This window comes from Pseudomonas sp. W3I7 (assembly GCF_030816095.1).
GTDB lineage: Bacteria > Pseudomonadota > Gammaproteobacteria > Pseudomonadales > Pseudomonadaceae > Aquipseudomonas > Aquipseudomonas salomonii.
This window is the reverse complement of record NZ_JAUSXP010000001.1, coordinates 815,253-825,502: the sequence shown is the minus strand read 5'-3', so window position 1 is coordinate 825,502 and position 10,250 is coordinate 815,253. Positions and strand designations below refer to the sequence as shown.

Below are 10,250 nucleotides of genomic sequence, written 5' to 3'. Positions count from 1 at the left end.
TTCGGGGCGAAATCCTGGGGTTGGCGCGCAGTTATTTTAACCGTCACAAACCCTCGCGAACCCACGTTTCTGCGGGCTGCAGCCCGGTTTTGCGGGCGCTAGCAGACAAGTCAGCTGCTGTCGAGATATGGCGCCGAGGGCCGTTTGCGTATACTGCGCAGATGTTCTCCCCTACTGCTTTACGCCCGCGATGCGCCAAATGGCTGATCGCAACCGGACTCTTCCTGATGCTCAGCGCCTGTGTTGACAAGCCCAGCACGCTCGAGCGAATCAAGGAGGATGGCGTATTGCGGGTGATTACCCGGAACAGCCCGGCCACGTATTTCCAGGACCGCAACGGTGAAACCGGTTTCGAGTACGAACTGGTCAAGCGCTTTGCCGATGACCTGGGCGTGAAGCTGGAAATCGAGACCGCCGACAACCTCGATGACCTGTTCGGCCAGCTGGGCAAACCCAACGGCCCGGTTCTGGCGGCCGCGGGTTTAGTCAGCAGCGAGCAGCGCGCCCAACAGGTGCGCTTCTCCCATCCGTACCTGGAAGTCACCCCGCAGATCATCTACCGCAACGGCCAGTCGCGCCCCACCGGCCCGGCAGACCTGGTGGGCAAGAAGATCATGGTGCTCAAGGGCAGCACCCACGCCGAGCAATTGGCGGCGCTTAAAAAGCAGAACCCTGCGATTGAATACGAAGAGTCCGACGCCGTTGAGGTTGTGGACCTGCTGCGCATGGTGGACGAGGGCCAGATCGACCTGACCCTGGTGGACTCCAACGAAGTGGCCATGAACCAGGTGTATTTCCCCAACGTGCGCGTGGCCTTCGACCTCGGCAATGCCAGCAACCAGAGCTGGGCCGTGGCGCCGGGGGAAGACAACAGCCTGCTCAACGAGATCAACAGCTACCTGGACAAGGTCGAGAAAAACGGCACGTTGCAGCGGCTTAAAGACCGTTACTACGGGCATGTCGATGTACTCGGCTATGTGGGCGCCTACACCTTCGCCCAGCATTTGCAGCAACGCCTGCCCAAGTACGAGAAACACTTTCGCACCTACGCCAAGGAAGAGAAGGTCGACTGGCGCCTATTGGCGGCCATCGGCTATCAGGAATCGCTGTGGCAACCGGCCGTCACCTCCAAGACCGGCGTGCGCGGCCTGATGATGTTGACCCAGAACACGGCCCAGGCAATGGGCGTGTCCAACCGCCTGGATGCCAAGCAAAGCATCATGGGCGGCGCCAAATACCTGGCCAAGATCAAGGATGAGCTGGACGACAGTATTGCCGAGCCCGACCGCACCTGGTTCGCCCTCGCCGCCTATAACGTCGGCACCGGCCACCTGGAAGACGCGCGCACGCTGGCCAAGAAAGACGGCCTGAACCCGAACAAGTGGCTGGACGTGAAGAAGATGCTGCCGCGCCTGTCGCAGAAGCAGTGGTACAGCAAGACCCGCTACGGTTATGCGCGTGGTGGTGAGCCGGTGCACTTTGTCGCCAACATCCGGCGGTATTACGACATTCTCACCTGGGTGACCCAGCCGCAGCTGGAAGGCAACCAGGTGGTCGAAGGCAACCTGCATGTGCCGGGTATCGACAAGACCAAGCCGCCGGAAGATAACCCGCAGCTGTAAACCCAATCTCCCAAACACCCCATAACCCTGTGGGAGCCGGGCTTGCCCGCGATGGCGGCCGGCCAGTCGAAAAATTCGTTACCTGACACACCGCTATCGCGGGCAAGCCCGGCTCCCACATTGGATCTTCACTGACTTCAGAGACCAGTGAGCAAATGCACCACGCCGCCGCCCAACACCATCACACCCGCAACACCCGCCGCCTTCAGCGCCTGCGCATCCAGCCGCCCCGCATCCTGCAACTGCACCCGCACCCGCGTCAGTGCCACGCGCTGTTGCGACTTGAGGTTATCCACACCGCCCAATGCGTTCAGCACGTCGGTCGACAACAGGCCCTGCGCCGGCGGCACCACCGTTTCGGCAATCAGATCCGGGGTCAGGGCCTTCCAGAACGCCCTTTGCAATTTCTCGAACATGCTCAGTGCTCCACGACAGGTGAGGTTTCAACGGTGGCCGCGTGGTACAGGCGCAGGGCCTCGCGGACTTGGGCGGCTTCTTCGAGGCCGAGCACCTGGCGGGCGATGATCTGGCAGTCGGCCAAGTCCAGCTCGCGCACGGTGGCCTTGATGGTCGGGATCAGCGGCACGCTGACCGACAGCTCATCCACTCCCAGCCCGATCAACACCGGCACCGCCAGTGCTTCAGACGCCAACGCGCCGCACACGCCGACCCACTTGCCATGGGCATGGGCGGCCTTGACCGTGGTGGCAATCAGGCGCAGCACCGACGGGTGAAAGCTGTCGGCCTGGCTGGCCAGACGCGGGTGGTCGCGGTCCATGGCCAGGGTGTATTGGGTAAGGTCATTGGTGCCGATGGAGAAGAAATCCACATGCGGCGCAAACACATCCGCCATCAGCGCCGCAGACGGTACTTCGATCATGATGCCCAGCTTTGGCAGTTCGGTAAGGCCCAGCGCCGTGGCTTCCTCTTCAAGGATCTTGCGCGCCAGGTGCAGCTCCGACAGCAAGCTGACCATCGGCAGCATGATATGCAGCCGTGCAAAGCCGGCACTCGCCAGGATCGCGCGGAACTGCTCACGCAGCAATTGAGGACGTTCAAGGCAAAGGCGAATACCGCGCAAGCCGAGGAACGGGTTGGTCTCGCGCTCCATCGGCACATAGGCCAAGGGTTTGTCGCCGCCCACATCCAGGGTACGCACCACCAGATTGCGCTGGGTGCCCAGGGCTCGGGCGATGGCGCTGTAGGTGCCGGCCTGCTCCTCGGGGCTGGGCGCGCGGTTGCGGTCCAGATAGAGGAACTCCGAGCGCAGCAGCCCGACGCCTTCACCGCCCAGGGCCAGGGCTTGTTCCACCTCCTGCAACGAGGCGACGTTGGCGGTGACCTCAACGTGATGACCATCGCGTGTGATGCCGGGCAAGGCGGCCTGTTCCACTTCACGCTCACGTCGCAGTATGTGTTGCTTGCGCGTAGCCGCCAGTTGCTCGACAGCGGCCAGGTCAGGCTCCAGGTGCAGCTCGCCTTTGTCGGCATCGAGCAGCACCTGCTTGCCGTTGATCAGCGCCAGCGCCTGTGCCGGGACGCCACACAGCGACGGCAAACCAAGGGCGCGTGCCAGGATCGCCACATGGCTGGTGGCGCCGCCGCCGACGGTGACGAACCCCAACACTTTGCGCGTATCGAGGCCGGCGGTTTGCGAGGGGGTCAGTTGCTCGGCAATCACGATCGCACGATCCGGCAATGCCCACGCGCGGTCCTCGATACCGAGGATCAACTTCAGTACACGCTGGCCAACATCGGCCAAATCCGCTGCGCGCTCAGCCAGCAACGCACTGCCCAGGCCGAGAAACAGCTTGGCGGTCGCGGCCGTGGCGCTGTTCCAGGCAAAGGCGGCGCTCTTGCCTTCGGTGAGCAGGCGATGGGCTTGCTCCAACAGGCTCGGGTCTTCAAGCAGTTCCTGATGGGCACGGAAGATCTCCGCCTGGGCGCTGCCAACCGCTTTGTCTTGCAACACTTGCAGCGCTTCGGTGGCTGCCAGTAAGGCGCGGGTCAGTGCGGCGTGTTCAACCGATTCACCCGCGCCCTGTTCCTCGATGTGCAGCTCGGGCTCCGCCACTTGAAACACCTGGCCAAACGCGGAGCCGGGCGAGGCACATACGCCGCGCAACAAGGTCGCCGATGACTCGGGCGGCTGTGGTTCAACCGGCGCAACAGACTCCTCGACCGTCTCGCCGCAACCTTGCGCCAGCAGGGTTACCAACGCCTTGATGGCGGCGTCGGCGTCCTCTCCCGCCGCACTCACTTGCAAGGTATCGCCCTGCACGGTTTGCAGCGCCATGATCGCCACCAATGACTTGGCGTTGGCGCTCTGGGTTTGCTTGTGCAGGTAAATGCTGGCGTTGAAACCTTTGGCCGTTTGCGCCAGTACAGCCGCAGGACGCGCGTGCAAACCGTTGGCATTGGGCAGCGTCAGCGGTTTGGAGAACAGCGCATCGCCCGCCTCCTCGCCCACGGTTTCAGAGGCCTGGCCGGGTGAGACGTGCAACAGCGGCTGGCCCACGTCCACCGCGCCACTGCCCGGCGTCAGCCACACAAAAGGTTCGCCGCTGACCACCAGCATCAAGGTCAGCAAACTGCGCGCATTAAGCGCCACGTAGTCGGCATCGAACTCGATCAACGGCTGCCCGACCTCGACCCGCTGGCCTTCCTCGACCAAACGGGTGAAACCCTTGCCGGCCAGGTGCACCGTGTCCAGGCCGATATGCATCAGCACCTGTACGCCGTTGTCGCCAGTGACGCTGACCGCATGCCCGGTGTCCTGGATATTGCTGATCACCCCGGCCAACGGCGCGCACAGGGTCTGGGAGGTGGGATCGATGCACAGGCCATCGCCGATCATGCGGCTGGCAAACACCGGGTCAGGCACCTGGTCCAGCGCCAGCAGCACCCCGGACAAGGGCGCCAGCAGTTCCAGGGGTTGAGTTGTGGTCATGACTTCACCTGCTGTTTTGTTCTGTAAAAATCATAGGGCGAACGGCGGTCCACTGTGGGAGCTGGCTTACTGTGGCGAGGGAGCTTGCTCCCGTTGACTGCGCAGCAGTCTCCGGCTCTTGGGGGCGCTTCGCCCCCCAGCGCAAGTAAGCTTGCTCGCCACAAAAGCCCGCTCCCACATTTGGGTCGTGTACACCCAAAGGTTTATTTCCACCAGTATTCGACTTGCACACCCACATTCGAACCATGCCGCGCCGTGCCGTAGGCGCCGGTGTCGGACAACGCCGAGCCCGCCGCCAGTTCATTTGCCGCACGCTTGGCCGCCTCGTTCCAGGTTGCATAGGTGTAGTACAACCGTACTTCCGGCCGCGCCCAGAAATCCGGGCCGTTGGGGGACCAGGTCGGGGCGAAGGTGAATTTGCTCAGCTTGCGTGTACCGCCGGCGGCCTCGACTTGATCATGCCCAAGCTCGGTGACCAGTTTGAACTGTTCGCTGATGGCATACGCCGGGCGCACACCGATGGACATCCAGGTCTGGTCCTGGCTGCCGGGGCGAATGTCCTTCTGATACACCGCCTCGACCTGCCCACCGAAACGCGGCGTTACCTGCCAGTCAAAAAACTCCACGGCGCGGTAGCTTTTGCTGCTCTTGTCCAAGGCCGTATCGCCGGTATAGCCCAAGCCCGTGCCGGGGCCTTCGCCGTACTGCAAGGCGAATTTGTTCTTGCCGCCAAGAAACGGTTTTTGCACATGCTGCGCGGTGATCGCCCAACCGCTGTTGGCCTCACGCCCGCCGGCTTTCTCGATGTAGCTCAAGCCAAATTCCAGCTCACCGCCAGGGTTGGTCTTGAAACCTGCCACGTTGAAGTCGTGACGGGTGGCGTATTCCTTCTGGTACAGGTTGTCCTTGCGCGACAGCGCGTAGCTGTATTTGAGGTCGCCGATTTTGACGTCCTCGACACCGCCGCCCGTGGCGCTCTGGTTCCAGTAGTAGAAGTCGGAGATATGGATGTCATTACGCTTGTAGTAACGACGCCCCGCCCATACCGAGCCGCCATTGAGGCTGGGCAGGTTGGACCACTGCGCATACATCTGCGGCATGCGCGCCGAGCCGTTGTCTTCACCCTGAAACTTCAGGGCTCGGTCGTATTTGTTGTACAACGAGGCCATGGCATCGACGCTCAGCACCGAGCCGTCGTCGAGGGTCAGCAGGTCCTGGCGCAATTCGAATTCGGCGTACTGCTCGCATTCGTTGCCCAGACGGTATTTGGATTGCGCCCCTGGCAGTTGGAAACATTGCTGTTTGCCACTGCCCGTTGAAGTCCCCGCGCCGCTGCGCAAGTAGCCGGCAAACTCCAGAGCCTGAGCGGCAAAAGGAGCAGTGAAACATGACGCAATGAGGCCCAGCTTTATTGTTGTTTTCATGAAGCACTCCGATATTTTTATTATGTTTTGGGTGAAGCGCCCCCGCACTCCCATACGGGGGTTGCAGCGGGTCTCAGTCCTTGAGGTGCAGCACAAACGATTCATACGGGCGCAACAGCACCGTGCGCGAACGCTGCGGGCAGTCGGGGTAGTTGCTGATCAGCAGGCGTTGCTCGTTCGCCGAGCTGATGACGCCTTCGGGCAGTTGGATTTCGCAGGGCTTGCCATAAAAGTTGTTCAGCACCAGCAAGCGCTCGCCCTGGCCTTCGCGCAGGTACGCCCAGACTTGCAGGTGGTCCTGCAGCAGTTGGCGATAAACGCCGTTCTGAATCAGCGGTTCGTGACGACGCAGGGCGATCAGTGCACGGTAGTGATGCAGCACCGAATCGGGGTCATCCAGCTGGCTTTCGACGTTGATCTGCGCCGCGTTGGCCGGGATGCCGATCCACGGTTCGCCACGGGTGAAACCGGCATTGGCCTGGGTGTTCCACTGCATCGGCGTGCGGCTGTTGTCGCGTGACTTCTGCATGATCGCCGCCATGCTCGACGCCTCCGACTCACCGGCATCACGCTTGAGGCGGAAGATGTTCAGGGTCTCGACATCGCGGTACTGCTCAATCTTGTTGAAGCCCGGGTTGGTCATGCCCAGCTCTTCGCCCTGGTACACATACGGCGTGCCCTGGAGGAAGTGCAACGCGGTAGCAAGCATCTTGGCCGAGACCACGCGGTACTCGCCGTCGTGGCCAAAACGCGAGACCACCCGCGGCTGGTCGTGGTTACACCAGAACAGTGCGTTCCAGCCGCCACCGGCCTGCATGCCCAGCTGCCAGTCAGAGAAAATCCGCTTGAGTTGCAGGAAGTCGAAGTCGGCCTTCACCCACTTTTGCAGGTTCGGGTAATCGACTTTCAGGTGATGAAAATTGAAGGTCATCGACAGCTCTTTGGACGCCGGATTCGAATAGCGAATGCAGTGCTCAAGGCTGGTGGACGACATCTCGCCGACATTGATCAGGTCGTGCCCTTCGAAGACTTCGCGGTGCATTTCCTGCAGGTATTCATGCACGTTCGGGCCGTCGGTGTAGAAGCGCCGGCCATCGCTGTGGTCTTCGGGGAAATCGGCGGGTTTGGAGATCAGGTTGATCACATCCAGGCGGAAACCGCCCACACCTTTGTCACGCCAGAAGCGCATCAACTTGAACACCTCGGCGCGCACCTTGGGGTTGTCCCAATTGAGGTCAGCCTGGGTGTGGTCGAACAGGTGCAGGAAGTACTGGCCGGTTTGCGCTTCGTATTCCCAGGCCGAGCCGCCGAACTTGGATTCCCAGTTGTTCGGCTGGTCGCGCCAGATATAGAAGTCACGGTACGGGTTGTCGAGGCTGCTGCGTGCCTGCTGGAACCACTCATGCTCGATGGAGGTGTGGTTGACCACGATATCGAGCATCAGCTTGATGCCGCGCTTGGCCGCTTCGCTGATCAGCAGGTCGCAGTCGGCCATGGTCCCGTAGCTGGGGTCGATGGCGTAGTAGTCGCTGATGTCGTAGCCGTTGTCGCGTTGCGGTGAGCGCAGGAATGGGGTGATCCACAGGCAATCCACGCCCAGCCACTTGAGGTAGTCGAGTTTGTCCACGATGCCCAGCAGGTCACCGGTGGCGTTACCCGCGTGGCTGTGGAAGCTTTTGGGGTAGATCTGGTAGATCACCGAGTGTTGCCAGTCTTGCATGGTGGGTTCCTTCAATTAAATTGTGTACTGGCCGTGCGGGCCTCATCGCGGGCAAGCCCGGCTCCCACAGGGGAACGCATTTCAAGTGTGGGAGCTGGCTTGCCTGCGATAGCGATTGATCAGGCGACCCGGTATCCAGGCCGAACAATTTTCATGCTCAACGCACAGGTCAGAACAAACGGCACGACCATGGCGATGACCATCCCGATCACAAAACTGGGGATGAACTGCGGAATGATCGAGATAAACCCAGGCAAGCCACCCACGCCGATGGCCGAGGCCGTCACCTTGTTCAGCGACAGGAAAATGCTGCCCAGCGCCGAGCCGAGCAGCGCGGCATAGAACGGAAACTTGAAGCGCAGGTTCACGCCAAACATCGCCGGTTCCGTAATGCCGAAGTAAGCGGAAATCGCCGAGGTCGAGGCCATGCTTTTGTCCCGCGCGTTGCGGGTCATGTAGAACACACCCAGTGCGGCGCTGCCCTGTGCCAGGTTGGACATCACGATCATCGGCCAGATAAAGGTGCCGCCCTGGGTGGAGATAAGTTGCAGGTCCACGGCGAGGAACATGTGGTGCATGCCGGTGATCACCAGCGGCGCGTACAACAGACCGAAAATCGCCCCGCCAACCATCGGCGCCAGGTCAAACAGGGTGACCACACCCTCGGTGATGAGGATGCCGAGGTGACGGGTCACCGGGCCGATGATGGCCAGCGCCAGCACGCCAGTGACAACAATGGTGGTGATCGGCACCACGAGCAGTTGGATGGCATTGGGCACGCGAGCCCGCAGCCATTTCTCGATCACGCTCATCACGTAGGCCGCCATCAGAATCGGCAGGATCTGCCCCTGATAACCCACCTTCTCAATCTTGAACCAACCGAAAATATCGAAGTACGGCAGGCTCTGGCCATCGAGCCCGGCCACGGCCTTGCCGTAGTTCCAGGCGTTGAGCAGGTCCGGGTGCACCAGCATCAGGCCGAGCACGATGCCGAGGATTTCACTGCCGCCAAAACGCTTGGCCGCCGACCAGCCCACCAGCGCCGGCAGGAACACGAATGAGGTATTGGCCATCAGGTTGATCAGGCTCCACAGGCCATCCAGGTTCGGATACGCCTCCAGCAGCGTCTGGCCCTCGATGAACATGCCCTTGGCGCCCATCAGGTTGTTCACGCCCATTAACAGGCCGGCGATGATCAGCGCGGGCAGGATCGGCATGAACACGTCGGAAAATACCCGCACCAGACGCTGCATGGCGTTGGTCTTGTCGGCGCCCTTCTGCTTGACGTCGGCAATGGTCGAAGCCGCAAGCCCCGTTTGCTCACGCAGGGCGGCATAGACCTTTTCCACTTCGCCGGGGCCGATCACCACCTGGAACAGGCCGCCAGTGAAGAACGAGCCCTTGACCAGATCGACCTGGTTCAACGCGCTGCTGTTGACCAGGCTCGGGTCCTTGAGCGCCAGGCGCAGGCGGGTCACGCAGTGGGCGGCTTGCTCAAGGTTGTCGCTGCCCCCGAGGTTCTCGAGAATCTCGCGGGCAATATTCGAATAGTCGTGGCTCATGCTTGGTTTCCACTTTGGTTTTTTTATTTGAGGGCAGTCATTGGCAGCACGCCGTGGCCAAAAGTACTCGTATGTACGAGTTAAATCAACAACTCGTCTGTACGAGTCACATTAAGTTTAATTTTCAGAATTGGAAGTCAGACATTTCCCTGATTCCACGCAGGTCCAATGGACAAAGCCCACCTCTGCCACTAAGGTTCCTGCCTTGAACGCGCCGTTCACCTTCACCAAGCCGCGCACAGAGCCATCCCCATGAGCAAATACAACCAGATCTATACGGATCTGCTTGCCAGCATCACCACTGAACGCCTGCAACGCGGTACGCGCCTTCCCTCTGAAACCGAACTGATGGACGCCTACCAGGCCAGCCGTGGCACCGTGCGCCGCGCCATTGAGCAGTTGCAGGAGCGTGGGTTTGCGCAAAAAATCCACGGCAAGGGCACCTTTGTGTTGTCGCCCAACCCCATCGAGTTCCAACTGGGCGGCATCGTCAGCTTCCACGAAACCCACGCTGACTTGGGCGATGACGTACGCACCGAGGTGGTCGAATTCAGCCAGTTCCCGCTCGAAGGCGCGCTGCTGCAACACATCGAAGCCGCGCCCGGCGCTCTGATTACCCGCATCAAACGGGTACGGCGCATCGGCGGCAAACGGGTGATCCTGGACATCAACCACTTCGTCGCCGACGTAATCCCAGGCCTGGACCGCTCGATTGCCGAGCAGTCGATCTACGCGTTTATCGAACAGACCCTGCAACTGCAAATTGCCTACGCCCAACGCACCATCGAGGCGTTGCCGCGGGGCAAGGACGACCAGACACACCTCGACCTCGAAGGTCAGAGCCATGTGATCGTGGTGAGCAACCAGACGTTTTTGCAGGATGGGCGGCAGTTCGAGTACACCGAGTCGCGGCATACGTTGGATAAGTTTTATTTTTCGGATATTGCGCGGCGGTGAGATGCATACGCAGAG

General features: G+C 61.1%; 7 protein-coding genes. 2 read left to right on the top strand and 5 right to left on the bottom strand.

Annotated features, from left to right (window positions below):
* Positions 1 to 161: 161 nt before the first annotated feature.
* Entirely contained in the window at positions 162 to 1,622 is a 1,461-nt protein-coding gene (mltF, locus tag QF043_RS03915; protein ID WP_058422684.1) for a membrane-bound lytic murein transglycosylase MltF, read from the top strand.
* A gap of 137 nt (positions 1,623 to 1,759) precedes the next feature.
* Here the strand turns inward: mltF and QF043_RS03910 are convergent, their stop codons facing one another.
* The 5 genes from QF043_RS03910 to treP form a co-directional block, all read right to left on the bottom strand.
* Positions 1,760 to 2,038 (bottom strand): PTS glucose transporter subunit IIB, encoded by a 279-nt coding sequence (locus QF043_RS03910; RefSeq protein WP_307417570.1) that lies wholly within the window; start codon positions 2,036 to 2,038, stop codon positions 1,760 to 1,762.
* Positions 2,039 to 2,040: 2 nt separating this feature from the next.
* The gene (ptsP, locus tag QF043_RS03905; protein ID WP_307417569.1) at positions 2,041 to 4,572 is read right to left on the bottom strand and encodes a phosphoenolpyruvate--protein phosphotransferase; all 2,532 of its coding nucleotides are present in this window, start codon (positions 4,570 to 4,572) and stop codon (positions 2,041 to 2,043) included.
* Positions 4,573 to 4,775: 203 nt separating this feature from the next.
* The gene (locus QF043_RS03900; protein ID WP_305455443.1) at positions 4,776 to 5,996 is read right to left on the bottom strand and encodes a carbohydrate porin; all 1,221 of its coding nucleotides are present in this window, start codon (positions 5,994 to 5,996) and stop codon (positions 4,776 to 4,778) included.
* 73 nt (positions 5,997 to 6,069) lie between these two features.
* Entirely contained in the window at positions 6,070 to 7,716 is a 1,647-nt protein-coding gene (treC, locus tag QF043_RS03895) for an alpha,alpha-phosphotrehalase (protein ID WP_307417568.1), read from the bottom strand.
* A gap of 119 nt (positions 7,717 to 7,835) precedes the next feature.
* Positions 7,836 to 9,278, bottom strand: a complete 1,443-nt coding sequence (gene treP, locus QF043_RS03890) for a PTS system trehalose-specific EIIBC component (RefSeq protein WP_017139698.1) — start codon at positions 9,276 to 9,278, stop codon at positions 7,836 to 7,838.
* Positions 9,279 to 9,530: 252 nt separating this feature from the next.
* On the opposite strand from treP, the gene treR reads away from it, so the two are divergent.
* Entirely contained in the window at positions 9,531 to 10,235 is a 705-nt protein-coding gene (gene treR, locus QF043_RS03885; protein ID WP_307417567.1) for a trehalose operon repressor, read from the top strand.
* Positions 10,236 to 10,250 lie beyond the last annotated feature (15 nt).